Here is a 25724-nt window from a genome sequence, read left to right as displayed (position 1 = left end):
TGACCTAACTGATTTCATGTTATGACACAGGGTGTCATAACTCAATGGCTCATACTGGGAACATGGCAGATGCACAGGATCAACCGACACTACGCGCCACCGGGCGCCCCCAATCCATTGATCCGGATACCGTAGCGGGTATCGCCCTGACACTTTTTGCCGAGCACGGGTACGACGCCGTCTCCATGGCTCAGATAGCGGACGCCGCTGGAATTGGGCGCAAAAGCCTCTACCGTTACTTCGCGTCCAAGGCTGATCTTGTCTGGGGAGGACTCAACGAGGCGGCCACCGTTTCACGCACCGAAATGGCAGACGCCGAAAACCCATCGCAAGACCCCTTGGACGCCCTGTTAACAGCCACCACCGCGGCCCTGCGCTCATTGCCAGACCTCGAAGTGACCCGCGGAAGATTGCGCCTGATCGCCGAGCAACCCGAGTTGCTGGCCCAAGCCCCGGTACGCACCGTTGTCCAGAATCAGCAGACCATGCAGTACCTGATGCACCGCGGGCTCAGCGAACTCGATTCCCACTATCTCTCGGTGGCCTACGGCAGCGTCACTATGACCGCATGGATACGCTGGGCGCAATCCGACGAGCCGTCCCCGCTGCCCTTCCTAACGCAGTCGCTGACGGTATTACGCGTCCCCTAAATTTGCACGCGCGTCGACGACCACGAGGCATCGATCATCGCGGCATGGTCAAAAGCCTCGTCCAGCAGCTCTCGCAGGGATTCAGCCGGGGACTCAAGCCAGCGCACCAGACACCGGTCGTACAATGCCAACGCGATCAGCGCGGAGGTATCCAACTGCCGCGCATTCTCGCAAAATGGCGCCAACGCCTGAGCCAGCTCCGCTTGCTGCTCAAGCCGGGAATTCAGCCAGCGCGCACGCAAATTCGGGTTCTCCCAGATGAATCGAATTCGTTGTCGCAGCAACTCCGGCTCCTGCTCGGCGGACTGAACCGTTGAATCGAAACTGCGGCGCAACACCTCCAGCAGGCTCTCCCCTGGACGCGAAGCTAAGTCATCGGGGAGCTGAGAGATTTGAGCGCTGAAGGAACGCAACGCGGTCACCACGGCGTCTTCTTTCGAGGCGAAATACCTGAAGAAGGTTGCCCGGGAAATCCCAACCGCCCGGGCCGCTTGTTCAGCCGTGACATTTTCCAGTCCGCGCTCGACGAAGAGGTTGTACAGCCGCTCGGCCAGCTCAACCTTCATCTTTGCGCGTACCCGCTCGCCTAGTGCTCCCGCCATGTTCCAAACCCTACACTGAGACGTTCGCTCAAGTTTGAGACTTCGTCTCAAATGGCTTGTCAAAATATCCATGACAGGGAATCTTGGGCACCGAATTCGTACGTTCAAGGTGGCGTCACACCCGGTAACACCACATCGTATGGCGCAATCTAACGACGCACGAATCAGCGCCTCTCCCCCGGCTCGGTAGGCTCGAATTCACAAGGATCCGCACGGAGGTAAACATGGTACAGGAAACAACAGCGTTGGAGATCATCAATCTGGGACAGGGGCTTCAGGTTCCCAATCAGGGATTCGGCAGCATGTCGTTGAGCGGGCCGTACGGCTCGGCAGATGATGCGCAATCCCTGCGGACCGCCAACCACGCGATCGACGCTGGGGTGACGTTTGTCGACACCGCCAACATCTACGGCGAGGGGCACAATGAGAAGCTCCTTGCCCAGGTGCTCAAAACCCGTCGCGATGAGGTCACCCTGGCCACCAAGGCAGGAATCGTCCGGCCGAAGAACCCCGGCGACCCACGCGCCAACGGCGAGCCCGCGTTCATCAAGAAGTGCTTGGACGAGAGCCTGCAGCGACTCGGCGTGGACGAAGTAGACCTCTACTATTACCACCGCGTGGATAGCCGGGTGCCCATCGAGGAAACCGTCGGAGCCTACGCGGATTTGGTGCAGGCCGGCAAGATCCGGTTTATCGGACTGTCCGAGGTGACCAGCAATGAGCTGCGTCGCGCTCACGCGGTACACCCGATTGCCGCCATTCAGATGGAATACTCGATTCTCAGCCGAGACATCGAGCGCTGGCTGCTGCCAACCGCGAGCGAGCTGGGTGTGGGTTTGGTTCCCTACGCGTCCTTGGGTCGCGGGTTCTTCACCGGTGCCGTGGACTCCGTAGAACAGTTGGAGGCCAAGGATTTCCGACGCAACTTCCCGCGCTTCACCGATGAAAACATCGGCACCAACCTCACACTGCGTTCGAGGATCTACGAAGTAGCGGCGCGCGAGGGGATCACCCCTGCGCAGCTGTCCCTGGCCTGGGTGTATGAACAGGCGCGCGAGTTCAACGTCGCAGTCTCCCCCATCCCTGGCACACGCTTCGCCGCGCATGTGGATGAAAACGTGGCCGCAGCTAGCCTGCGGCTGAGCGCCCAGTCCTTAGAAGAGCTGAACACGCTGGCTGATCAGGTAGCCGGCGAGCGCCAACAGGATATCTATTTTGTTTCCAAGGGGCGTGAAGAACTGCAGATGGCGCAGGCCTGACACGCAGAAACTCAGCTGCGGTTCACACGCCGATGCGGGTGAGCCGCAGCTGCATCAACCCGTCATACCGGCTGACCCGTTCCGGAACATCGCCCAGATCCATTGATTCAAGATCATCGCGGGCGTTTTCAGGCTGGATGTAGCGCACGTCAACCAGGCCAAGGGTTGCCGCGTATTCAAAAAGCAAAACCATCAGGTAACGTTTGTCGACCAACCCAGCGAAATCACGGCCGTCATAGCCGAAGGAACCATACTCCGGATGCTCCATGTAGAACCGCCAGACGGAGCGTTCGTAGCGGGCGCACGTGAAATCACCAGTGGCGTAGACCAGTCCAAAGAGTTCGTCGAGGTCCATAAATGAGTCGATCGGCAGGAGCTCTATCGATTCGGCAGCGGCGATGCGCCTCGGACGCAGAGCAGACAAAACATTTTTCCCCGTTTTGCCTTTGATCGCTTCAACCCGCATGATCTCATCAAGGGGTCCTTTCAGCTGCCAGTCGTTCCATAGTTCAATCAGCACCTGATCTGCCTGCCGACTCTGGGCTCGTTTGCCCTTGGCCGTGAGTTTGAGGGTGGGGCCGGTGGCCAATCCTCCAGCCTGCAGGATCAGTGGCCAGGCGAAACTCTGAATATCCTCATGTGAATAAAAATCTCCACCATCAAGTGAGGCCCTGATGAGCTTTACAGTCGCCGCCGAAGGCCGCAGAGTTTTGGCGCCGCACTTGATTTTTCCCTGCTCAACAAGTGACAGCATGATGTGCAGGTTCGCTCTTGCGGCATCGAGTGTGGTGCGTGTGCAGGCCAACATGTTTTCGATTCTACGATCACTTATGTGGCTCTGGGGAAACCCGTGGACTTCCAAGAACGCCATCCGCTGTGTCCGCGCGCGGGATTCCAGAGTCTTGCCGAAAACTTCATCACTTAAAAAGTTTTTGCGGGTGAATATCTGCCAGTGCGGATGTGCGCATGCGTTTTGTTGCCAGCCAACTAGCGTTCCATGCGACCGCCAGATCAAAGACTTTTAGGTTGTCGCCTCGTACCCCCTATGCATGTGAGCATTCAGGGCATACGATACTCAAGAACGATTTGTACTGACAACCTCACATGAATGATTTTTTGATACTTGAAGTTATCCGAGGAGAACTCCATGCCCAAGCTTTCCATGAACGTCACCACCACGTTTCACGGCAACGTAGTCACCGACATTGCAGCCGCCCGCGCCGCCGGATTCGGCGGAATCGAGCTGCAAAGCCCCAAACTCTATCGCTACCTCGATGCCGGATACTCGGTGCACACCCTTCCCCCGCTGCTTGACGGGTTGGAGGTGACCGGCATTGGCGCGGTCCTGGACCTGGAGCGCCGCGGCAACGCCCGTCAACAAATGCTTGCCGAGGTGGAGCGTATGGCCGATATCGCCACTGTTGTTGGAGCGCCAATCTTGCAGATGTGCACCGGACCGGTGGACTGGAACGTGGTCAAGGACTTCAAGAACGGCTCCCTTGCGGATGCCGATCCCCGTTACCGGGGCACCCTTGGCCTGAGCGAATCCGAGGCAATCAACGTCGCCGCGGACAATGTCCGCGAAGCGGCCGCCATCGCGGCAGACCGGGGGCTGGAAATCTATCTGGAGCCGCTGGCTTGGTCCAATATCAACCGCTGCGCCCAAGCGCTGGAGATCATTGAACGCGCTGCTCGAGACAACGTCGGTATTGCCCTGGACACCTGGCATTTCTGGACGGTTGGCGACACCTTGGAAGAGGTTGCCGCACTGCCCAAGGAACTGATCAAGGCAGCCCATATTTCCGACGGCCTTGATTTGGACCGTGCCACCGAGGTTCCCGCCCAGGATGTGCACCGCAATGTGGTGATCGGCGGCGGAGCCATCCCGCTGCAGGAATGGGTTGATGCCATCAAGTCCACCGGCTACGACGGCTGGTGGGTCTCTGAAATGTTCTCCGACAAAGCCAACGAACACGATTTCCTCAAGGTTGCCAGCACCATGCGCAACCTGCTGGACATCATGGTTTCCTGATTTCATCCCCACTCTTCCAAGGATTTCTCATGCAACGTTTTGCACTCATTGGCGCCGGCTTTATTGGTTCGGTGCATGCCCGGAACCTCGCGGAGAACCCGGATGTCGACTTCGCCCTGGTTTACGACGTGGACCAGGAACGGGCCCAAACTCTCGCCCAAACCCACGGGGCCCGTGCGGCACAAGATCTCGATGAAGTTTTCAACCCTGAGCACATTGATGCGGTGTTTATCGCTTCTTCCACCAATACCCATGCCGAGAACCTTCGCCGCGCAGCCGATGCCGGAATTGCTGCCCTGGTTGAAAAACCCATCGACATGGATCTGGCACAGGCTCGGGAAACCGTTGACTATGTTGAGCGCTCGGGTATTCGCGCCATGGTGAACTTCAACCGTCGTTTTGACCGCGACCATGCGCAGCTTAAGCATCTGGTTGATGCGGGCGAGCTTGGTCCGCTCTCATTACTCCAGCTCACCTCGCGAGGACCGGCGTTGCCACCGCTGGAGTATCTGAAAGTCTCCGGTGGCCAGATGCGCGACCAGACGGTCCACTTTTTTGATCTGGCCCGGTGGATCTTCGGGGCAGACCCGGAAGAGGTATTTGTTGCCGGGTCCGCGCTGACCGACCCTCGGGTAGCGGAGATTGGGGATGTCGACACGTCTGCGGCAACCTTGGTTTTCGGCACCGGGGCGCTGGCGCAGATCGACAGCGTGCGGCACACCGGTTACGGCTACGATGAACGAATCGAAGCCCTGGGAGCCGACGGGATGGCCGAATCCGGGCGGATGCGCTCGGGTAACGTCACCCTGTTCCACGGCGCCCAGTCGCGGACCGATGGGCTGCACGCGAACTGGTTCGAACGGGTGCAGCCCACCTACGCGGCATCGCTGGGTGGATTTGTTGATGCATTAGAGCGTGGAGTGGATGTTCCAGTCTCCCTGCGCGATGGCTTGAAGGCTCAAGCCATCGCGGAGGCGGCCACCACGTCGCTGAGCAGCGGGCGCAGCGAGCGGATCAACTACGGGTTCTAAGCATGCGGCCGGGGGTCAGGTATTACCTGATCCCCTCCTGCGCGAAGCTTAGGATCTGCTCCGCATTGGAGGAATCAACAATTGCGGGGCCGGTCAGAATGTTTTTCCCGCCGCCGATTTCAAAGCCGCCGCGGTGATTCTGCCACAGCGCATCAACCGCCAAGTACCCCTGCAGCCACGGTTGCTGGTCCACGGTGAACAAGATCTTTTGATCCGCAATGCCCTGGGCCAGCTCGGCATTCAGGTCAAAGGAGGCAATGGCCGCCTCGCTGTCCGCTTCCTCCTTGGAGGCGGCGGCGGTCAGCGCAATGGGTGCATCCAAGGCCACCAGTGCATCCGCACCCTGGGCGGTCTGCAGTTTGGCGGTGATGGTGGAGGCAACCTGGGTCATGTCAGTTCCTTGGACATAGAGGTTTTCGGTTGCTGGAATCACCTCTTTCACCCCTTCGCACCGCGCCTCCAGACCCACATTCCCCTGTTCGTGGATCACGCAGATCGGCGAGGTTTTACCCTCTTCCTTGAGCCGCTGCCCTACCGCTTCCCCGGCCAGCTTTTCATCGCTGCCAAAGTGGGCGAATGCGCCCATGGCCGCGGACACGTCTCCTCCGGAGTTGATGGAAACCAGCGGAATCCCCGCTTCTTCCGCCTGGGAGAGCACATCTTCCAGGGCACCGGGTTTGGCCAGGGTGACAATGATTCCGTCAACCCCCTGCACCACATACTGTTCAACAAGCTGCGCCTGACGTCCTGCTTCGGGATCCGAGCTGTAGATCAGTTCCACGTTGTCCTTGGCGGCCGCTTCCTCGGCACCCCGGCGAATGGTGTCCCAGAAGGTATTCCCCGGAGCCCCGTGGGTGATCATGGCGACCTTGATCGGATCGGTGGAGGCAACCTGCCCGGCCGATAGATTCTCATCCACTACCTGCCGGCCGCCCTGCGACGAGCATCCGCTCAGGATCAACGCTCCGGCGAGCGCCAACCCGGTCAAACTCGAACTTTTTGTTTCAATCCAACGCATGGTGTTCTCCCTCGATCCGATGCTGGTGCGTTATCTCCGGGCTACGAGGCCTTGGACTGATACCGGTTCCTTGCGCTGGGCAGACGCGTAGGCGGCTCCGACTACGTTCATCATGCGTTCGGCGGTGTCGAAATCGGTGCTCATCGGTTGGCCGTCGCGCACGCACCGCACAAATTCCTGGATCTCCGCCACAAATGCCTCGGCGTATCCGGTCCCGACCCCGGCGCCTGGCATGGCCGCGACATCATTAAAGTACGGGTGGTTCGGACCGGTGTACACGGTGCGCGGCCCGTTGTAGACGCCGTCGGCGCTGGCGGTGAAGAGCTGGAATTCACCGCCGCGGATGGAATCAAAGGTGGCGCTTCCGGCATCGCCGAACAGTTCAACACCCAGGGAATTGGGGACGCCGTGGGCGATGCGGCTGAGCTGGACCTGTGCCTGGGCGCCGTTCTCCAGTCCCAGGGTCAGCAGTGCTACATCGTCGTTGGTGACCTCACCCAGCTGGGACGTGACCGCTCCGCCATGGCCCACCGCACCGGCTGCAGCCAGCGGACGCTGCTTGATGACGGTGTTGAGGGTCGCGTTGTGCACCTCGGTGATTTGCCCGGCCACAAATTCAACCGCGTCCAGTGCATGGGCGCCGATGTCCAGCAAGGTACCGCCGCCTGATTCCTCCTGAGAGTAACGCCAGGTCAGCGCCCCGGAAGGATCCGCCGCATAGTCTGCGTTGTACCAGGCGCGCACGGTATGCACCGAGCCGATCAGTCCCTCGTTCACCGCGGCGGCTACCGCCGCCAGCCCGGGAAGGCGGCGGAAGGAGAATCCGACACCGGTGACTGCTTCACTGGACCGGGCAAGCTGCGCCAGGCTGGAAGCTTCCTGCGGGGTGCGCCCAATGGGTTTTTCGGAGAACAGGTGTTTGCCGCTGGCCAGCACCTTTGGCAGCACCTGTGCGTGCAGGAAGTTCGGCAGGGCGACGCTGATGATGTCGACATCCGAATTGATCAGTTCATCAACATCCGCGGTGGCCTGCTGGAAGCCGAAACGGCGGGCTACAGACTGGGCGAGCTGAAGATTCGGATCTGCAATGCAGACCAATTCGAGGTCAACCGGCTCGCTGTCACGCACCATCATGGCGTTGCGGAAGCCGAAGGCGTGGGCTTGGCCGGCCATGCCGGCACCGATGATTCCGACCCGCAGTGTTTTGTTGCTCATGGCATTTCTCCTTGAAGATTAGGGCTTAGCGTGCGGCGACACGAATACGTGAGGTGCACGAGGAAAGGTGGTTGAAGGTGCGCTGCGCAATGGGCAACGGCTGGTCCATGCTCTTGAGCGGGTACATGTCCTGCTCGACAATTGCGAAAATCTCGCGGTCCAGATTGGCCACGGCTTCAAGCACCGGAGCGAAGTCTGGCACCCCGAACGGCGGCTCGACCATGATTCCCAGCTGCACAGCGGTGGCGAAGTCGATGTCATCCTTGAGTACCTGGGCGATCAGCTGGGGGTTGACCTGCTTCAGGTGCAGGTAGCCGATACGCTCTGGACGCTCGGTGATGAGCTTGACGTTGTCTCCCAGGTAATACGCGAAGTGGCCGGTATCCAAACAGAGATTCAGGTACCGAGGATCGGTATTATCCAGCAGGCGGTCAATGTCCTGCCGGGTTCCAATGGGGCTGTCCGCATGCGAGTGGAACTGCTGGCGCACCCCGAACTCCTGAAGCAACCGGCGCCCAAGTTCATCATGTCCGGTGCAGAAGTTCTCCCACTGCTCCGCAGAGTATCCGCGGCGGCCCTTCACTGCCCCGGCGTCATCACGTACCCAGAGCTCGGGAATAACAATCAGGTGTTCTGCCCCAAGTTTGGTGATCAGCTTCGCCACCTGGCTGACTTCTTCCCAGGCCCGCTCAAGTTCGGTGCCACCCAGGTGCAGCGAGGTGAAGCTGGTGCCGCCGGTCAGGGTGAGCCCGTGCTGTTCCAGTTGCAAGGAGAGCTGGCCGGCATCGGTTCCCAGATACCCATAGGGGCCGAGCTCCGTGTAGGAGTAGCCGGCGGCCGCGGCTTCCGCGAGATACTGGCCGGGAAGTGGCTGCAGCGGGTCTTCGGCGTTCCAGACACCCCATGAGTCGGGCGCGATTCCCACCTTGATTCCACCGGCTTGGGCCTGATCTAACGACATGTATCCTCCGTCATTGTTGTGTTGTTGGAGTTAATACTAGAGCGCTCTAGATTTATGGTCAATAGGTTTGTCAGAACATATTTATGGAACTCATTTCACCAAGTCAAATGCTAAAAATTGACGGCGCAAGGGCGATTCTGAAGACCACGAGACAATAAACTTCCCCTAAGCTAGGTGCTGAGAGGGTCGAACAGCCAGCTGCAGGAATTCACACATCCAGGAGGGAAACTGCTGTGAAGTCGGTGACCATGGAAGACGTCGCGCGGGCGGCCGGAGTTTCTCGCGCGCTGGTGTCATTGGCCTATCGGAACGCAGCTGGGGTCAACGCCAAAACCCGTGAACGTATTTTTCAGGTCGGACGCGAACTGAATTACCAGCCGAACCGCATTGCCGCCACGCTTGCCAGCAAGTCGCAAAATTCCATCGGAGTGTTCCTCTCCGACCTGCACAACGACCTGTTTGCGGATATTTTTGACGGGCTTCGCGAAGGATTCGGGGACAGCACCAAACAGCTCATCTTGGCCGTGGGCAGCATTGACGGCCAGCGGGATACCGCCGCCTTGGACACGCTCATGCAATCGAGGGTAGACCTGATTGTGGCCGCCGGATTGTTGCTCCCCGACTCGGCGCTCCAAGGCTACACTTCCGCCACCCCTATGGTCAGTACGGCCCGGGTGGCCCCGGGGGCGGATAATGTCTACACCAACAATCTGCAAGGCGCCGCCCTGGCTACCAATCACCTCATTGAGCTGGGCCACCAGAACATCGTGTTTCTCGCCAACCCGCCCTCGGATGGATATCTGGAACGCGACGCGGGCTACCGTCAGGCGATGCAGGAATCCGGTCTCCACGCGCAGGTCATCGCCTCATCCTACGCACGCGCCCAGGCGGCGGCCGATATTGGCGAAGCCCTGCGCTCGACCAAACGCCCTACCGCCGTTTTCGCCCACAACGACCAGAGCGCGCTGGGGGTGCTCGATGCCGCGGCTCACTACGGGTTGAAGGTTCCCGAGGACCTCTCGGTGATCGGTTACGACAATTCTTCCTCCAGCCTGGTCCCCGGGCTGGCACTGAGCACCGTGGACATCCATGCGCGCGAGCTCGGGCTACGCTCCGCGCAAGCTGCCTTGGCTCGGCTGGATGACCCGTCGGCACCGTTGCAGTCGATTTCGATTGAGCCCTCGCTACTGGTGCGCGGCAGTACAGCGCACCCCGCCAAGGCCCAGGTTTTGTAGGGAAAACGACAATAATCCCCCGGGAATGCAGGGCCATGCTCCTGCACTTCCGGGGGATCGTTACGTACCGTCCATGACCTTACGAGGTTGCGGCGGCCGCTCCGGCCTCGGCCTCGGCCAGCTCTTCCTTGTGACCGCCGATCTGCTCCAGTTCATGGGCCAGCTCGGCCAGTTCGGCGCCACCGGCCATCTGCGCGGTGAGTTCTTCCACGGTGATATCCGACTTGGTGTAATAACCAATGGAACGGCCGCGCTTAAGCAGCAGGAATGAATCCCCCACCGGGTAGGCGTGGTGCGGGTTGTGCGTAATAAAGATGACTCCCAGCCCGCGGTCGCGTGCCTGCAGGATGTAGCGCAACACCACTCCCGACTGCTTCACACCCAGCGCGGCGGTTGGCTCATCCAGGATCAGCACCTTGGCGCCGAAGTACACCGCCCGGGCGATGGCCACACACTGCCGTTCACCGCCGGAGAGCTGCCCGATTGGCTGCTCCACGTCGCGCAGGTCAATGCCCATGTCCAGCAGTTCTTTTTTGGCAATTTCCTTCATCTTCTTGACGTCCAGCTTCTTGAACGGGCCAACACCCGTGGTCAGCTCGGAGCCAAGGAAAAAGTTGCGCCAGATCGGCATCAGCGGAACCACGGCCAGGTCCTGGTAGACCGCGGCGATCCCGGCATCCAGTGCCACACGCGGGCTCTTGAGTTTGATGCTCGCGCCGTGGAGCGTGAATTCTCCTTCGTCATGCTGGTGAAGGCCCGCAATGATCTTAATCAGTGTGGACTTTCCCGCACCGTTATCACCCAGTACGCAGGTGACCTTGCCCGGATCCACCTGCATGTCCACACCGCGCAGGGCGATGATGCTGCCGTAGTGCTTGCCAACGTTTTTCAGCGTCAGCAGGTTGTCGGTGGTTTTTGGTTCCAGCTTTTCAAGCAGCTGTTCGTCGGTCAGTCGAGATTTCATGATCCTTAGTTTCCTTTCGCTACTTGCTGGATTCCGCGCGCTTTTTCACCACGATGTTCACTACCGTGGCCAGCAGGAGCATCAGGCCCAGGAAGAACTTGAACCAGTCAGGGTTCCATTCGGCGTAGACGATACCCTTGTTGGCCATGCCGAAGATGAAGGCGCCAATGGCGCCGCCGATGGCTGAACCGTAACCGCCGGTGAGCAGACATCCACCGATCACCGCGGCGATGATGTAGAGGAACTCATTGCCGATGCCTTCACCGGACTGCACGGTGTCGAAGGCGAACAGGTTGTGCATTCCCAGCACCCAGCCGCAGAAACCCACGGCCATGAACAATCCAATTTTGGTGCGAACCACCGGCACACCGACCGCGACGGCCGCTTTTTCATCTCCGCCGATGGCGAAGATCCAGTTGCCGACCTTGGTGCGAAGCAGGATCCAGGAAGCGACAATCACCATGATCAACCAGATGAAAACGGTGACCTTGATATCGACTCCCCCGATGCTCACGGATGAAGCAAAAATTGCCTTAGCGCTTTGGAAGCCATCCATGTTGGCGATTGACGGCGAGGACACCGAACCGCCAATGGCACGTGTCAACCCCAGGTTCAGACCGGTCAGCATCAAAAAGCTGGCCAGGGTGACGATAAAGGAGGGGAGTTTGGTTTTGATCAGAATGATGCCGTTGATAAAACCAATCAGCAACGAAACGACCAGGGCCAGCACTACTCCAACCCAAACGTTCAGCCCGAAGTACCAGGAGAACAGTGACGCGCTCAGCGCCGAGGAAATCACCGCGACACCGGTGGATAGGTCGAATTCGCCGCCGATCATCAGCAGTGAAACACCGACGGCCATGATGCCGATGGTTGAGGCGCCGTAGAGCACGGTGGCCATGGAGGCCGGCGCGAGGAACACCGGTGCGACAATTGCGAAAAAGATAAAGAGTGCAACAGCGCCAACGAGGGCGCCGATTTCCGGTCGTCCCAGCAGAACCGATAGCGCGCTCTTTTTGGCGACGCGTTCATCTCCGGGTTGGGCTGGACTTTTACGAGTGGTGGAAGCTGTTGTCAGTGCCATGATGTTTTCTCCTCATCCGGTGTTCTAGCGCCGCTGGTTCGCTGGCGAATCCAGCGGCGCTAGAACAGTTCGGACGTGTTTAGCGGATACCTTCCTGGGCGAAGGTGGAAATTCGGTCCGCGACTTCCTTGTCAACAATGGTCGGTCCGGTCAGGGTGGCCTGTCCACCGCCAATGGTGAATCCGCCGCGGTAGTTCTGCCACAACGAATCAACTGCCATGTATCCCTGCAGCCATGGCTGCTGGTCTACGGTGAACAACACGTTGCCTTCTTGGATTTCGGTGACCAGCTGCGGGTTCATGTCGAAGGAAACTACTTCCGCTTGCGAAGCGGCGGTTTCCTTGGCCTTGAGCAGCGTCATGGTGATGGGTGCACCCAGACCGATGATTGCATCGGCTTCGCTGTCTGCCTGAAGTTTTGCGGTTGAGGTGGATTCCACCTGGGTCATATCGGTGCCCTGGACATAAAGCACCTCGGTTTCAGGGATGATCTCCTTCACGCCGGCGCAACGGGCTTCAAGGCCCACGTGCCCCTGGTCCTGGATCACACAGATTGGTTTTTTGATTCCTTCAGCCTTCAGCTTCTCGCCAGCCGCCTCGCCGGCCAGCTCCTCATCGGAGCCGAAGTGGGCGAAGGCCCCCAAGTCCTTAAAACGATCCTCGCCCGCGTTCAGGCTGACAATCGGGATACCGGCGTCGGTTGCCTTTTGCAGCGCTCCGGCCATCGCGTCAGGTTTGGCCAAGGTGACCGCAATTCCGTCTACACCCTGGTCCACCGCCTGCTCGATGAGCTGGGACTGGCGCCCGCCGTCCGGATCCCCCAGGTACTGCAATTCAACGTTGTCTTTGGCCGCTGCTTCTTCGGCGCCCTTGCGGATGATGTCCCAGAAGGTGTCACCCGGAGGAGCGTGGGTAATCACCGCAATTTTCATTCGTTCGGTGGTCGCAACTTGCCCGCCGCCACCCTCCGAACCACTGGCAACTGGCTCCCGGCCGCCCTCGGCCGAGCATGCGGCGAGCCCGAGCGCCGGAACAATTGCCAGCGCGATCGCCGCTTTCCGCCAAGTTGTCATTCCCATAGTCCTGTTCCCTTCAGGTAACCGTCAGCAGGCTCCGTCGTTCCCTGGAGCTTACCGCCTACTCAAAAACGCTCGTGATGTGAATCACAGGTCTCCTAAAGTGTGCGCTAAGAAATCGCCAACGTCAACACTTTGTAAAGACATAAGGATGTTCTTACGAAACTTTTTTGAGTGCTTCAGGTCCAAAACACTGGGTTTTGCACCTTTCAAACTAGTTGGGACGGGACGAAGTACGGACAATAAGCTCAGGTGAAACCATGATCTGCCGAGAAAACTGGCCATCGGGGGCGCGAAGCATCCGCAGCAGCAGTTGCGCGCCGCGTTTTCCCAGTTCTTTGCTGTCTGGATCCACGCTGGTCAGCGAGATCCGCTTCAGGGAGCAGAGCGCAATGTTGTCATATCCGGTCACCGCGGCCTCTTGCGACACCTCATCCAAGGCTTGAAGCGCGCCGAAGGCGGTCAGGTCGTTGAAGCAGACCAGCGCCTGCGGGGCGGGTTCTTGCTCCAAGAATTCAGCGACGGCTGCCCGTCCCGCCTCAATGCTTGGCCCGGCTTCCAGCACTCGCGTTTCGGACTGCAATCCATGCAGCCGCATAGCCCGGTGATAGGCGGCCTCCCGGCCATGGGACACCAGCCCGGGTCCACCGGTCACGTGGACAATACGGGTGAGCCCGCCATCAACAAGATGCTTAACCACCTCCGAAATCCCTTGGGCATCATCCACCTCGACGGCGCCGATCGCCCCTTGCGCGAGCCGGCCGCTGCCGATAAACACCGCCTGGGCTCCCTCCAACGCGGATTCGAAACCCGAGCCTTCCTCCACCGTCCCCAGTACCAAAAATCCACTCACCCTCAGATCGCGAAGCGATTTAAAGGCCGAGGGCCCCACCCCTTGTCCAGCATGGGGTGGGGCGGCACTGAACAGCACGTCAAAGCCTGCATCTTGGAGTTCGTCGCGGACTACCTCAGCCACTTCGAGCGCCCACGGGTTATGCAGCTCGCCCAGAACCACACCGATGGCCCGGGGATTATCGGCGGACAGTGAGCGGGCGGCCAGGTTCGGTTGATAACCAAGCTCACGGATCGATCGTTCAACCTTTTCCCGGCGCTGCGCGCTGACTCGGTCCGGGTCCGAAAGCACCAGCGACACCAGAGATTTGGAGACCCCCGCATGGCTGGCAACGTCCCGGATGGTTGGGCGACGGCGTAACGGTTCAGTCATCACATGCCTACCGCGCGCAGGTGGCTCCGACTTGCTGCTGCACGGCGTGCCACGCGCCAGACTGAGCAGAGCGCTCAGCCGCCTCGACGATGGCGGCCGCTGCGACCGCATCATGGATGTTCGAGTTCAACTGCTCTCCCCCGGCCACGGCAGTGAGGAATTTTTTGGCTTCGATGATCTTCAGGTCGTCGAATCCCATGGCATTGCCCGGGCCCGGTTGGAATCGCGAGTAGTCCCCGTATTTCGGCGAGCCGACTACCGTGGTGTATCCCTGTTCCTCGTTGCCGCGGCCCACAACGACCTGCAGTTCGTTCATACGCTCGAAGTCCCACTTGACCGAGCCCTCGGTCCCGTAGATTTCCAGCCGGTACCCGCATTCGGGCCCCACCGCGACCCGTGACGCCTCGATACTTCCAATGGTTTTGGCCGCGCGGCCAGGCCCGGAGAAACGGACCAGGGCAGCCGCGTAATCTTCGTTTTCTACCTCGCCCATCTCCCCGCCCTCAATGACATCAAAGTGGGTTCCCTGCCCCATGGCCAGCTTTGGCCTGGTTTCAAACATGGTGCTGCTCGCCGCGGTGATCTCACTGATCGCACCGATGGTGTACTGGCAGAGGTCTGCCGCGTGGCTGAAGAGGTCGGCCAACACGCCGCTGCCGGCGAGTTCCCGCTCAAACCTCCAGGACAGGGCGCCCTTGGGCTCGGCTGCATAACCAGCCAAAAAGCTCGCGCGAACATTGGTGATCTCCCCCAACCGGCCCTCAAGCACCAGCTGCCTAATGTGCTCGATTGCCGGAGCGTGGCGATAGTTGAACCCGATGGAGGTTGTTACGCCATTGTTTTCAACGACTTCCTGGATGGAGGTGGTTTCAGCCAAACTGCGACCAGCCGGCTTCTCAATCCAGAAGTGCTTGCCGGCCTGCGCCGCGGCCACAGCCATTTCAGCATGCAGGAAGTTCGGTGCGCAGATGGACACCACGTCAACGTCCGGGTCGCTCAACACCTGATGGTAGTCCAAGGTTCCGCGTTCGAATCCGAGCACCGAGGTCGCGAAATCCACCCTTGATTGCTCGGTATCCGCGGCAATCACCAATCTGGGAGTGATCCCCAGTTCCGGATACACGTAGGGCAACGAGGAATACGCACGAGCATGAAGTTTGCCCATCCACCCCACTGAGATCAACCCGACGCCAATAGTTTTCTGCTCTGCCATGTTCACTCCTACGGGTTGGCCGGCCGCCAGAGCTGACATATTCAGAAGCTCCGGCCAGCCGATAATCAAAATTGGACCGTTCCAGACAGACTTTATGGGCGTTTGGTTGGTTTAATCAATGAAATTCAACGACTTTTTTGTCAGGACAATTGGACAAGCAGACCTTTCCGTCCAATTTCCCATGTCGCAGCCGGTTTTGAACTGACCTGCGGACGGGCCACAAAGTGAACGGGTCGCAATTTGAGGCACGACAGACACCTAGACAGCACCGATTTTTGGCAGATTTTCGCACTGCGGGTGCCGAAGTGGCAAACTTTCAGATATATTTGTCCTGTCAAAGCGACATTTGACGGCAAGGTCGCCAGACAAGGGAGTTAACCGTGAGCACACCACTAAGTATCAAGATCGACCGATCTTCACCGATTCCGCTGTACCACCAAGTCGTGCAGGGTATCGAAAAGGCCATTCATGACGGGTCGCTGGAATCCGGCTCTCGTCTTGAAAACGAGATCGAGCTTGCCCAACGGCTCAGGCTCTCGCGCCCAACCATCCGCAAAGCCATGGATGATTTGGTGCAGTCAGGGCTTTTGGTACGCAAACGCGGTGTAGGAACACAGGTTGTCTCCAGCCAGATTCGCCGTCATCTGGAACTCTCCAGCCTGAACGACGACCTCGAGCGGGCCGGCAAAAAACCAACCACGACGTTGCTGAATTTTGAGCACACGCAGGCTCCCTCCGAAATCCAGGAGCTGCTCTCACTTCCCAAAGATGTCTCGGTGTACCACTTCACCCGTCTGCGTTCGGCCGGGGGCAGCCCGCTGGCGCTGATGGAAAACTGGGTCCGCGACGACATTGTTGAGCTCACCGAAGAGTCCCTGCGCACCCACGGCCTGTATGAGCTGTTGCGTAATGCGGGGGTCAATTTCCGCCTCGCTCAGCAGCGTATCGGCGCCACGGTGGCCGATAAGGCGCAGGCCGAAACTCTTGAGACGGATAAGGGCTCGGCGCTGGTGACCATGCAGCGTACCGCGGTGGACGACACCGGACGCAACGTCGAAACCGGCTCGCACGTATACCGTGCCGACGCCTACAGCTTTGAAATGACCTTGGTGCAACGCTAAGCGTATACGCACCGCTCCCGAAAGGAACGATGCATGACCGATTGGATTTACCCCGCCGGCTCCGCAGCCGACGGCGACTGGAGCATTTCGCTCGGGGCGCATGATTCGGCGCTCTCCGTGCCGGGCTGGGCCCACACCGGACTCAAGGTGGCGCAACTGGCCCCCGGACAGGTGCTCGAATTGGGCGCGGCCCCCGAGGAACGTATCGTCATTCCGCTCTCCGGAACCTCATTCACCGCGCGGGTTGAGGATCAGGAGTATCTGCTCTCGGGTCGCGACTCGGTATTCGCCGGGCCAGCCGATGTCCTCTACACCGGAATCAACACCGCGTTGACGCTCAGCTCTACCGAAGGTGGCACTGTGGCCGTGGCGTTGGCCCCGGCCAAAGAACACTACCCAACCCGGCTTATCACCGCGGATCAGACTCCGGTTGAACTCCGCGGGGCAGGGAACTGTTCACGCCAGGTGCATAACTTCGGCACGCCGGCCGCGCTGGAAGCCGACCGTTTTATTGTCTGCGAGGTCATTACCCCGGCCGGCAACTGGTCTTCCTACCCTCCCCACAAACACGATGAGGAGAAGGACGGGGAAACCTCGCTGGAGGAAATCTACTACTTCGAAACCCAGCTGGCCGCTGGCATGCCCGCCCCAGCGGCAACCGACCCCATGGGCTATGCCCGCGTGTACGCATCGGATGAACGTCCCATCGACGTGAACACCGAGGTCCGCACCGGTGACGTGGTTTTGGTTCCCTATGGCTGGCATGGACCGGCCATGGCCGCCCCAGGCTACGACCTGTACTACCTCAACGTCATGGCTGGACCGGGCCGGGTGCGCGACTGGCTGATCAGCGACGACCCCCACCACGGCTGGATCCGCCAAACGTGGGACGAAGCGCAGATGGATCCACGACTGCCTTTCGGTGCTTCCTAACCCACCACACCTTATTTACTGCTTTCAGGGCATGTCTTGTGCAGCAATGCTGCACAAGACATGCCCTGTTTTCACACGTTCAATGGCGTGAACCACACTGACAAGAAACTGGTGAACGAAAGTCCGCACCAGGTGCTCGGATTCAGAATTGTGGCTATCGCAGCGGCCTTCTCGTTCTAACCAAAACTAGTCCCGCAGATATGCCTGCCACAATCACCACAACGCCAATACAGGAGTATGGGTGAGGCTCCATGATCCATGCCCAGGGGAAAAATTCAGCCGATTTATTGCGTGCAAAAGCCGATGAAAAAACGACGTAACCGACTGGGAGTACGGATGCAACGGGACCAAGACCCCCAAGCGTCGCCACTAACCACAAGGCCAATAAACTTGCCAGATCACGGAAGAACAGAATCGTTGGAGCCATACCCTGTAAAGACGCCACCGAGACCACAAAACAAGCACCCACTGCAATCACGCAAACGCCAATGAGATAGGCCAAGGAATAGGCCCAACAGTTTCGCACTGAAGCACCTGCCCATAGCCGCTCAGCACCGGCAATACTTGAACCAAGCACTACGCTAAGTAGCAATGCCGGAATAACTGAAGCTGGCATCTGGGTTGGCATGATCAGCCCGCCGAGGAAGGGTACTGAAATAAGTTGTTTCCCGAACATTCCTGCGACTGCCCCACATAGAATCGCGACGGAAATACATAACCAGACACTGTGCGTTCGGAGAACTAGGCTCACGGAGCTACCTTTGGCAATTCAGGAATTTCGCAGTTGCTCAGTCTTTCGTAAGTCGTCAACGCCCAATTCTTTTGTTGCTCGAAAGACATCGAGTTCAAAGCCGAGTTGCCGAACCCCTCATCTATTCCGAGAATCTTTCGGTTGGCGTAGGACGTGCTCCAATCCTGAAGTATTTCGAATGCTTCGTATTGCTGGTCAAATTTATCACTATCACATAAACCATTCAGAACTTCTGCGGCATAGGCGCTGGCCGATGCGTAAACTACCTGCTCATTTGAGTACCAGGGTTCAAAGTTCGTCACCAGCTCATGTGAGTCTTTGAGTCGAACCCCTTCTCTAGCAGACGCCGTCACTTTTTCGACTTCCGGGAATCCGAGTTCAGTAAGTACTGAAACACTTTGCGCAACTAGTTCACTTCGGTCGCCGTTTGATCGCTGTATCTCGTTCAGGCACACTTGGGGTTCCGTTGCCGAACAAGTAAACGAATCGTCGTCGGCCACCACAACAGGAATTCCGTAAACTTTAGCCGAAATAAGCAGACCCATAGAACTTAATTCACAACTCTAGTTAATGACATTCATCACCTGACCAGTGAAAACATAGAAAAATCGGCTTCAACGATTAATAATGGAAGTGATCAAACAACACAAAAACCGAAGAAGCCGATGAGTTACAAGTATAGTACAGGTCTGCCCCTGACCAAGTTCATGGAACTACAGAACAGGATCCAACAGATCCTCGACTCACGTCCCAACCCCCACAAAGGCCCCGGTGGCAGACCTAAGGTTCTGAACCTGCACCAGCAACTACGGATCGTCCTGCACCTGCTGCGCCACAACGTCCGTCAAGCATTCATCGCCGACCAGTACGACATCAGCCAGCCCACAGTCTCCCGGATCTACCGCACGCTCATGCCATTGATCAGCATGGCCCTCGCGTTGGAAGCTCCCGATCTGAAAGAGGCACTAACCAGAGGTGAATCCTTGATCGTAGACGGCACTGACGTGCGAGTTCGCAAACACCGACCCGCGATCAAAACACATTACTCAGGGAAAAAGAAGTGGCATTGCGTCAATATCCAAGTCGTCACCACACTGGCCGGACGGGCCCTTTATATCGGTGAACCAGTGCCCGGGAGGATGCACGACCGGGTAGCTTTCACCCACACCGGTATGGAGCAACTGCTGACGGAGTCGCCTTACCTCGCGGATCTCGGCTACCAAGGAACGTCCGGGCTGATCCCGTACAAGAAGGGACACCGTCCCGGAACCGGGGAGCTGATTGAGCATGATCAGCTGTTCAACAAAGAGCTCTCCAAGCATCGCGCAGCAGTTGAACGAGGCAACGCGCATTTGAAGAACTGGAAGATCCTCGCGGAGGTCTATCGTGGAGTGTTCCACGAACTGCCGGCAGTGATTCGTATTGTTTCGTTGCTGGAATTCTTCCGTGACAACGCGTCTGGGAGTAAGTATTGAATAGACTTCATAGTAATAGCCAGTATCAATGACACGAGTCCAAGCCAGTAGTTTGCGCGTTGTTTAGTTGATCTAAAACGCCCTTTCCAAACTGGGGGCTTGACCTTTGCCAGGCTCAAGAACCCGACTGCTGACATTGTTGAAAATACAACTAGCGTCCAAACAGCCCGATAGTCGAGGTCCTGAACCGCCATACAACAACCATTGAGGGTCATTCCGGAAAGATAGTGGACCGCAAAGAAAGTGCTCGTGCCAGTAAAAGCAAGAAATAGATAGCTGAGAAGAAGCGCGCTCGGCACGGAAAACCGGGCCGGGAGCCATAGGCCAAGGAAATAGCCGAAACAAGCGTGCGCCATGATCGCTAGTGTGAAGCCAAGTGGAACTAGCCAAAGTTGAATCGATATCTGCGCATCTGAACGGACCAACAAATAAGAAACCATCGAAAACTGGACGATTAATGCGGCCACGATACTGGGCCAGATCCGCGCAAAAACTCGAGCGAGGTATACTCGCGAAACCACTTCGACGACACCACGACTATTACGGTCACGACTTGCTTCAATCGCAGCGGAGATAGATGCAAGCAAACACGAAAAAAGCAATGTGGTCGAACCAGCTGTCATCGCTGCCTGAGAATTGCCGAGCAGAGTATCGATTTCCGTGTAGCTCGCGACGTATATCGCAGCGACCAGCCAGAACACTGGAAAGAGCCATAAAGCAGGGCGACGAATCAATGGGAGCAACTACGCCTCCCCTATAACAAGTTGCCCATAGGCCCGTCGAATCATGTCGCGCGGATCATTGGCCCGGTCGCCGCCTAGTGCCATAAATTCATCGGTTGTCCCATGGAATTTTTGTTGCCCCTGATCGAGGACGAATACCGAGTCGAACGTGCCATCAATGTCTTCTGTCTGATGCGTTGACACAAGAACCACTTTGTCGGAGTCGAGGCCCTGCAGAATCTCACGGAACTTCTCTCGCTGGTTTGGGTCCAACCCAGCGGTGGGTTCATCAAGGAGAATGACAGATGCATCGTGCGCCAAGGCGCCTGCTAGACCTAGTCTTCGTTGTTGCCCTCCAGATAAAGTTGTTGCTCGCCGTTTTGCCATGTCTTGAAGACCTACTTGAGCGAGAGCCTCACCTGTGCAAGCTTTAGCTTCTTTACGACTAACGCCACGAAGCCAGGCCGCATAAGTCACGTGTTCTTCTACGGAAAGCCCAGACGCTGGCGCGAAATTCTGCGGAAGCCACGCAATTTGCTCTCTGTACCTTCGGACTCGGTCGGAACGAATCTCACGTCGACAATCTTTCAGGATGACACTTCCGGCTTGGGGCACCAGCACGGTGGCCATCAGCGAAATCAAGGTTGTTTTTCCCGCACCATTGGGGCCCAAAAGCGCTGTACGCCCTGAAGTGAATTTAAAGCCTGCATCGTCGAAGAGCGCAGCACCTCGAGGGTAGGTGAATGTGAGGCTATCTAGTATCAAGCTTCTCATCAGTAAGTTTGCGTAACCGTCTTTGCGGTAAGTTTTACCCCGGAGTCATATCCGGCAATCTTCTGAATCGTGAAGTGATAGGTACTCTTCTTGCGAACTCCAAAGTTTGCCGATCCGCAACCCTTCGTTGTTTGTGTAGCAACAGTTTTTGCTGGAAGCAACACTCCTCGATGGTCAATTAGTCCAACCGTGATACTGTCCACCTTCTTGGGTGTACTCCAAGTTTCCGTGCAGGACGCGAACGAGGTTTTGGTTGCAACAGAATCGATATTTTTATCATTCCAACTCCGAGACGAGAACCCAGTTAGCGCATTCGTAATTGAAGAAGTCCATCGTCCTTCTGCAAGTGAAGGCGCCGCGGGTATCATGACAAAGCTAGCGATCAGGCCTGCTGTCAACGCAATTCTTCTTTTAGTTTTCATGTTTCTCCCATTGTCTAAGTTGCCCGGCCTAGCGTCGGATTGTCAGACAGGATACCTTAGTTAATATAGGAGATATTTTATAAAGCTTCAAATCGAGGCGCATTTCCAGCAGTTCGAGGGATCTCGAAGTGTAGTGCCAAGATCCTAGACTTTGGTTCAACAAAGATTCCGCCGCACTTCCGGAACGCTGGCAAAGACTAGTCTTCACGCCCTATTAGACTCACCAGAAACACTTTGGAATTAATGTGGTCGGATTCCGGGAGGCGTCAGTTTTTCCATGAACCACTAGCAGGTCCTATGAACCATAAGGGGCTAACACCCCAACTCCGCTGCATTGGCATGCGTGCGGCGAGCACCCCGCCCCGCAGCGGTTATACAAGTTGTTTGGCTGGTTCCTGCAGAACGGCTCTTTCCGCTTGGTCAATGCCTGTGGTCTGCGACCCCCTCAGCAAGCGCTCATGTTGCTTGTTCTTTGACCAGATTCACGAGTTACCTCGATAGGTCATAGCTTGTTTCAACGCTTTGGTTCCTACCGGATGAGAGACCGGACGCGAATACACCGCAAAAGCAGCATGAAACCGATAACGATCACTTGCGCCCTAGGCGCAGTGGAAGCACTGCTTGCAGCCGGATTGCAGATTCCAGAGGATATTGCGGTCACCGGCTACGATGACACTCCGGTGAGCCAGCTGAAGCTGATCAACCTCACCAGCGTGTGTCAGCCGCCGGACGAATTGGCCGACCTCGCGGTCACGGCGGCCATCAGAAGGCTAGAAGGTAATCAGGAAGAGCACCGTTTGGTTTCCGCCCCGGAACTTCGTCCGCGAGGCAGTTCCGGGAGAATTTCCGGAACTGCCGCAGAAAACTGATACTGCGCTGAGCGCTAAGCTTGGCTATCAGTCCAAGGCTCAAAGGCCGAGCGGAAAGCTTGAACGGCTTCCGAGCTATCGCCACTGGCGTATGCTTCAAGCCCTACCGGGCCTTCGTAGCCAAGCCGTGCCAGTGCGGAGGCAACCGAGCGATAGTTCACCTCTCCGGTACCAGGCTCGCAACGGCCGGGTACATCCGCCACCTGCACCTCGCCGATGTGCGGCAGCGCGCGGTCGAGCAGGTCAATCAGGTTTCCCTCGCCGATCTGCGCATGATACAGATCCAGCATCATTTTCACCTTCGGGTGCCCTACCGCCTCCACCAAGGACAAGGTGTCCTTGGCGCGGGCCAGGGGAATGCCAGGGTGGTCCACAATGGTGTTCAGGTTCTCCAGCAGGAAACTCACCCCGTGCTCTTCGCCAAGTTCTCCCAGCTTTTCAAGGGTTTTCGCTGCGGTGAGCCACATGTCCCCGGTGCTGCGGTACCGCGGCACCGCCGCCTGTCCATTGATCAGCTGGGCCGGGTGAACCACCAACCGGGTAATCCCCAAGCGCTGGGCCGTGGGAATCAGTTCCCGTGCGGTTTCAACCACACGGTGAGCGGTGTCGGGATCGCAAAGACTTCCATCGCTGTAACCGCTCATCGACCCGAAGCGCGCGCCGGTACGTTCAAGCGCAGCGAGATCCTTCCCCGCCGTGTCCCACAGTTCAACCTCGAACCCCGCCTCATTGAGGGCCACGGCCCGCTGCTCAAGGGGAAGTTCGGTGAACACCATCTCCGCGCAAACAGCCAGCTTCCGGGTCATTGGGCCACCGCCTGCCGGGAGGCCGCATCCAAACGCACCGGAAGACCGGATTCATGGGATTCCAATGCCGCGAGCGCAATCTGCAGGGCAGCACGCGCATCGCTTCCGCCGGGAACTTCCAGGGCCGCATCCGCGGTCCCCTGCTGTGTTCCACGCACCTTGCGCACAAAAACTTCCAGCTGCTTGCGGTAGGCATCGGCAAACAAATCGATGTTCAGTCGCGAGGTTTCGGCATGGGCACCCTGCGCGTCGAACAGCCCAGCGGTCTGCTGCACCGGGCCACCGGCCTGGATCATTCCGCCGCTGCCAAAAATCTCGCCGCGTACGTCGTAGCCGTAGGTGGCAGAGAAGTTCGCCTCGGCGACCGCAATGGCACCATTGTCATAACGTACGGTTACTACCGCGGTGTCCAGCAAACCGGTTTCCTTATGTTCCGGTGCCACCAACGCGTCGGCGATGGCGTGCACCTGAATCGCCTTGGCGCCCGGGTTGAACCAGTTCAGTGCGTCGAAGTCGTGAATCAGGGTTTCGGTGAAAATGACGTGGCTGCGAATTCCGGCAGGGTTCGACAATCCACCGACCACGGCCGGATCACGGGTCACCGAACGCAACAGCTGCACCTGTCCCACCGAACCCTCTCGAACCTGCTGGCCGGCCTGGGCGAAGTCGGTGGAGAAGCGGCGGTTGAACCCGACCTGGAAAACAACCTTCGCGTCCTCAATCTCAGCCAGCGCGGCATCCAGGTCGCTCAGCGCATGCGCGGTGGGCTTCTCGCAGAAAATATGTTTTCCGGCCCTGGCCGCCTGGGAAATGAGTTGCGCGTGGAAGGCCGAGGGTGCGCCGATGACCACCGCGTCAACCTGCTCATCTTCAAAAACGTCTTCGATGCGCTGTGTCGCCCGCGGGCAGCCGACTTCCGCGGCAAGTGCCGCCGCACGACCTTCGGCCGGGTCCGCCACCGCATACAACTGGGCTCCGGGAATATGGTCGGCAAGGCTGCGGGCGTGGAAAGCTCCAATCCATCCGGTGCCAATGACGGCAACACGCAGTGTTTCGGGGCGCCCGGACGGGATATTTTCGTAGCTCAAGATAGCTCCCTAGAACGTTCTAATTGATATGTCTTTACAAAGCATGGCACACTAGTGAGCACACGTCTAGAACGTTCTAGAAGAAAGTTTTTGATGACTACTTCCAACCCCTCGCCCAAGCGTCCAACTCTCACGGACGTTGCCACCGCGTCCGGCGTCTCCGTGGCACTGGCCTCCATTGTGCTGCGCAATGCGGAGGGTGCCAGCGAGGCCTCGCGGCAGAAGGTCAAAGAGGCGGCCGCGGCACTGGGCTATCGCCCGGATTCCAGAGCCCGCTCGCTGCGCAGCCACCGCAGCCGCACCTTGGGCCTAACCCTCATGCTCGGCGAACCGCTGCACGCTCAACTGGCGGATGCGTTGTATCAGGAGGCAGAAATCAATGGATATGAATTGATTTTGGGTGCCACCTCGACTCAACGCGATGAGCAACGCACCATGGACACACTTATCGACGCCGGGGTCGAAGGGATCATCGCGGTCGCCAGTTCGTTATCCCCCGCGGAAATTTCAAACCTCGCCACGCAGGTTCCGGTCATCAGCCTGCTGCGCAAGTACACCGGCATTCCTTCGGTACTCACCGATGAAGCCGCCGGGATCAAGCACCTGGTTGAACACCTGGCGGACACCGGGCATACCAGATTGGTGCACCTGGATGGCGGTAGCGCCGTGGCATCGCGCCAGCGGGCCGCCGCCTTCGCCAAGGCGATCAGCCACAGTGCCGGGCGGTTGCACGGTGAGGTAGTTCCCGCCGGAGCGTCGGAGCACATCGCGGCCCAGGCACTGGGGAATTATCTGGAACAACTTGATCCTGAGCACTGGCCCACCGCGGTGATCGCGTTTAATGACCGCAGCGCGCTCGGTGCCCGTCAAACAATACTTTCCCGCGGATTGCGGATCCCGCAGGACATGGCACTGACCGGCTTCGACGATTCGGAATTCGCTCGGTTGGCGTTCGCGGACCTGACCACCTCCCAACAGGACGTGAGCGCCCTGGCAGCAAGTGCCATGAACCTGGCCATTGCTCCAACCTCCGGATCCCGCACCGTGAAGCACCCGCCGCGGCTGGTGATCCGCAGCAGCGCCCCGGGCACACCACAGGCCGGACCCCACAGCTCCTGAGAACCGTGCGGACCGGCCTGGGCAGTTAGATCACCTACGGGCAACCATGCTTCTCGCGGGGTGCTGTCGGCAATCTGCAC

Annotated in this window: 25 protein-coding genes; 10 read left to right on the top strand and 15 right to left on the bottom strand. The window is 58.4% G+C overall.

The genetic code is table 11. The annotated features are described in order from the left end of the window. The first annotated feature begins 62 nt into the window (after nt 1–62). Nucleotides 63–650, top strand: a complete 588-nt coding sequence (locus ACIOWL_RS13895; protein ID WP_400386145.1) for a TetR family transcriptional regulator — start codon at nt 63–65, stop codon at nt 648–650. On the opposite strand, the gene ACIOWL_RS13890 is transcribed toward ACIOWL_RS13895, so the two are convergent. After that, entirely contained in the window at nt 647–1252 is a 606-nt protein-coding gene (locus ACIOWL_RS13890) for a TetR family transcriptional regulator (RefSeq protein ID WP_400386143.1), read from the bottom strand. The two genes, ACIOWL_RS13895 and ACIOWL_RS13890, sit on opposite strands and share 4 nt — an antisense overlap. Before the next feature lie 224 nt (nt 1253–1476). On the opposite strand from ACIOWL_RS13890, the gene ACIOWL_RS13885 reads away from it, so the two are divergent. Then, nucleotides 1477–2511, top strand: a complete 1035-nt coding sequence (locus ACIOWL_RS13885) for an aldo/keto reductase (RefSeq protein ID WP_400386141.1) — start codon at nt 1477–1479, stop codon at nt 2509–2511. A gap of 22 nt (nt 2512–2533) precedes the next feature. On the opposite strand, the gene ACIOWL_RS13880 is transcribed toward ACIOWL_RS13885, so the two are convergent. Then, nucleotides 2534–3319 carry a hypothetical protein gene (locus tag ACIOWL_RS13880; protein ID WP_400386138.1) on the bottom strand — a complete coding sequence of 262 codons (786 nt, stop codon included), beginning with the start codon at nt 3317–3319 and terminating at the stop codon, nt 2534–2536. A gap of 339 nt (nt 3320–3658) precedes the next feature. On the opposite strand from ACIOWL_RS13880, the gene ACIOWL_RS13875 reads away from it, so the two are divergent. After that, nucleotides 3659–4543 carry a sugar phosphate isomerase/epimerase family protein gene (locus tag ACIOWL_RS13875; RefSeq protein WP_400386136.1) on the top strand — a complete coding sequence of 295 codons (885 nt, stop codon included), beginning with the start codon at nt 3659–3661 and terminating at the stop codon, nt 4541–4543. A gap of 29 nt (nt 4544–4572) precedes the next feature. Continuing rightward, a complete protein-coding gene (locus ACIOWL_RS13870) occupies nt 4573–5574 on the top strand; it encodes a Gfo/Idh/MocA family oxidoreductase (RefSeq protein ID WP_400386134.1) in 1002 nt (333 codons plus the stop codon). Between the two features lie 22 nt (nt 5575–5596). Here ACIOWL_RS13870 and ACIOWL_RS13865 read toward each other — a convergent pair whose 3' ends face one another. The 3 genes from ACIOWL_RS13865 to ACIOWL_RS13855 are packed head-to-tail and all read right to left on the bottom strand — an operon-like array spanning nt 5597 to nt 8768. Then, nucleotides 5597–6592, bottom strand: coding sequence for a substrate-binding domain-containing protein (locus ACIOWL_RS13865; protein WP_400386132.1), 996 nt, complete (start codon nt 6590–6592; stop codon nt 5597–5599). A gap of 30 nt (nt 6593–6622) precedes the next feature. Continuing rightward, nucleotides 6623–7807 carry a Gfo/Idh/MocA family protein gene (locus ACIOWL_RS13860; RefSeq protein ID WP_400386129.1) on the bottom strand — a complete coding sequence of 395 codons (1185 nt, stop codon included), beginning with the start codon at nt 7805–7807 and terminating at the stop codon, nt 6623–6625. A 25-nt stretch (nt 7808–7832) separates the two neighbouring features. Further along, complete coding sequence (locus ACIOWL_RS13855) at nt 7833–8768, bottom strand: sugar phosphate isomerase/epimerase family protein (protein WP_400386127.1); 936 nt, start codon at nt 8766–8768, stop codon at nt 7833–7835. A 233-nt stretch (nt 8769–9001) separates the two neighbouring features. Here ACIOWL_RS13855 and ACIOWL_RS13850 point away from each other — a divergent pair, with 233 nt between their 5' ends. Further along, the gene (locus ACIOWL_RS13850; protein ID WP_400386125.1) at nt 9002–10003 is read left to right on the top strand and encodes a LacI family DNA-binding transcriptional regulator; all 1002 of its coding nucleotides are present in this window, start codon (nt 9002–9004) and stop codon (nt 10001–10003) included. 79 nt (nt 10004–10082) lie between these two features. On the opposite strand, the gene ACIOWL_RS13845 is transcribed toward ACIOWL_RS13850, so the two are convergent. The 5 genes from ACIOWL_RS13845 to ACIOWL_RS13825 all read right to left on the bottom strand — a co-directional run bounded on the left by ACIOWL_RS13845 (nt 10083) and on the right by ACIOWL_RS13825 (nt 15564). Beyond that, nucleotides 10083–10967, bottom strand: a complete 885-nt coding sequence (locus ACIOWL_RS13845; protein WP_400386123.1) for an ATP-binding cassette domain-containing protein — start codon at nt 10965–10967, stop codon at nt 10083–10085. 19 nt (nt 10968–10986) lie between these two features. Next, nucleotides 10987–12051: an ABC transporter permease gene (locus ACIOWL_RS13840; RefSeq protein WP_400386120.1), complete on the bottom strand. Its 1065-nt coding sequence runs from the start codon at nt 12049–12051 to the stop codon at nt 10987–10989. Between the two features lie 79 nt (nt 12052–12130). After that, nucleotides 12131–13129 (bottom strand): sugar ABC transporter substrate-binding protein, encoded by a 999-nt coding sequence (locus ACIOWL_RS13835; protein WP_400386118.1) that lies wholly within the window; start codon nt 13127–13129, stop codon nt 12131–12133. Nucleotides 13130–13340: 211 nt separating this feature from the next. Then, nucleotides 13341–14351 carry a LacI family DNA-binding transcriptional regulator gene (locus tag ACIOWL_RS13830; protein WP_400386116.1) on the bottom strand — a complete coding sequence of 337 codons (1011 nt, stop codon included), beginning with the start codon at nt 14349–14351 and terminating at the stop codon, nt 13341–13343. A gap of 7 nt (nt 14352–14358) precedes the next feature. Continuing rightward, nucleotides 14359–15564 carry a Gfo/Idh/MocA family protein gene (locus ACIOWL_RS13825; protein WP_400386113.1) on the bottom strand — a complete coding sequence of 402 codons (1206 nt, stop codon included), beginning with the start codon at nt 15562–15564 and terminating at the stop codon, nt 14359–14361. A 380-nt stretch (nt 15565–15944) separates the two neighbouring features. On the opposite strand from ACIOWL_RS13825, the gene ACIOWL_RS13820 reads away from it, so the two are divergent. Further along, a complete protein-coding gene (locus tag ACIOWL_RS13820) occupies nt 15945–16685 on the top strand; it encodes a GntR family transcriptional regulator (RefSeq protein WP_400386111.1) in 741 nt (246 codons plus the stop codon). 33 nt (nt 16686–16718) lie between these two features. Beyond that, on the top strand, nt 16719–17618 hold the full coding sequence (iolB, locus tag ACIOWL_RS13815) for a 5-deoxy-glucuronate isomerase (RefSeq protein WP_400386109.1): 900 nt from the start codon (nt 16719–16721) through the stop codon (nt 17616–17618). 154 nt (nt 17619–17772) lie between these two features. Here iolB and ACIOWL_RS13810 read toward each other — a convergent pair whose 3' ends face one another. After that, nucleotides 17773–18369, bottom strand: coding sequence for a hypothetical protein (locus tag ACIOWL_RS13810; RefSeq protein ID WP_400386106.1), 597 nt, complete (start codon nt 18367–18369; stop codon nt 17773–17775). Beyond that, nucleotides 18366–18914 (bottom strand): hypothetical protein, encoded by a 549-nt coding sequence (locus ACIOWL_RS13805; RefSeq protein ID WP_400386104.1) that lies wholly within the window; start codon nt 18912–18914, stop codon nt 18366–18368. Before ACIOWL_RS13805 ends, ACIOWL_RS13810 begins: the two co-directional genes overlap by 4 nt. Nucleotides 18915–19034: 120 nt before the next feature. Between ACIOWL_RS13805 and ACIOWL_RS13800 the strand changes: the two genes are divergently transcribed. Continuing rightward, on the top strand, nt 19035–19844 hold the full coding sequence (locus ACIOWL_RS13800) for a transposase family protein (protein ID WP_400386102.1): 810 nt from the start codon (nt 19035–19037) through the stop codon (nt 19842–19844). Nucleotides 19845–20587: 743 nt separating this feature from the next. Here the strand turns inward: ACIOWL_RS13800 and ACIOWL_RS13795 are convergent. Beyond that, a complete protein-coding gene (locus tag ACIOWL_RS13795; protein ID WP_400386100.1) occupies nt 20588–21340 on the bottom strand; it encodes an ATP-binding cassette domain-containing protein in 753 nt (250 codons plus the stop codon). Nucleotides 21341–22334: 994 nt separating this feature from the next. Between ACIOWL_RS13795 and ACIOWL_RS13790 the strand changes: the two genes are divergently transcribed. After that, nucleotides 22335–22631, top strand: a complete 297-nt coding sequence (locus ACIOWL_RS13790; protein WP_400386097.1) for a substrate-binding domain-containing protein — start codon at nt 22335–22337, stop codon at nt 22629–22631. Nucleotides 22632–22645: 14 nt separating this feature from the next. Here ACIOWL_RS13790 and ACIOWL_RS13785 read toward each other — a convergent pair whose 3' ends face one another. Together ACIOWL_RS13785 and ACIOWL_RS13780 are read right to left on the bottom strand one after the other, a co-directional pair. After that, nucleotides 22646–23437 (bottom strand): TIM barrel protein, encoded by a 792-nt coding sequence (locus ACIOWL_RS13785; RefSeq protein ID WP_400386095.1) that lies wholly within the window; start codon nt 23435–23437, stop codon nt 22646–22648. Further along, on the bottom strand, nt 23434–24525 hold the full coding sequence (locus tag ACIOWL_RS13780) for a Gfo/Idh/MocA family oxidoreductase (protein WP_400386093.1): 1092 nt from the start codon (nt 24523–24525) through the stop codon (nt 23434–23436). The genes ACIOWL_RS13785 and ACIOWL_RS13780 overlap by 4 nt, the downstream gene beginning before the upstream one ends. A gap of 93 nt (nt 24526–24618) precedes the next feature. On the opposite strand from ACIOWL_RS13780, the gene ACIOWL_RS13775 reads away from it, so the two are divergent. Then, nucleotides 24619–25644 (top strand): LacI family DNA-binding transcriptional regulator, encoded by a 1026-nt coding sequence (locus ACIOWL_RS13775; RefSeq protein ID WP_400386090.1) that lies wholly within the window; start codon nt 24619–24621, stop codon nt 25642–25644. Nucleotides 25645–25724: the final 80 nt, after the last annotated feature.

This window comes from Glutamicibacter sp. NPDC087344 (assembly GCF_044744225.1).
Lineage (GTDB): Bacteria > Actinomycetota > Actinomycetes > Actinomycetales > Micrococcaceae > Glutamicibacter.
This window is presented reverse-complemented; position numbering and strand designations above follow the sequence as displayed.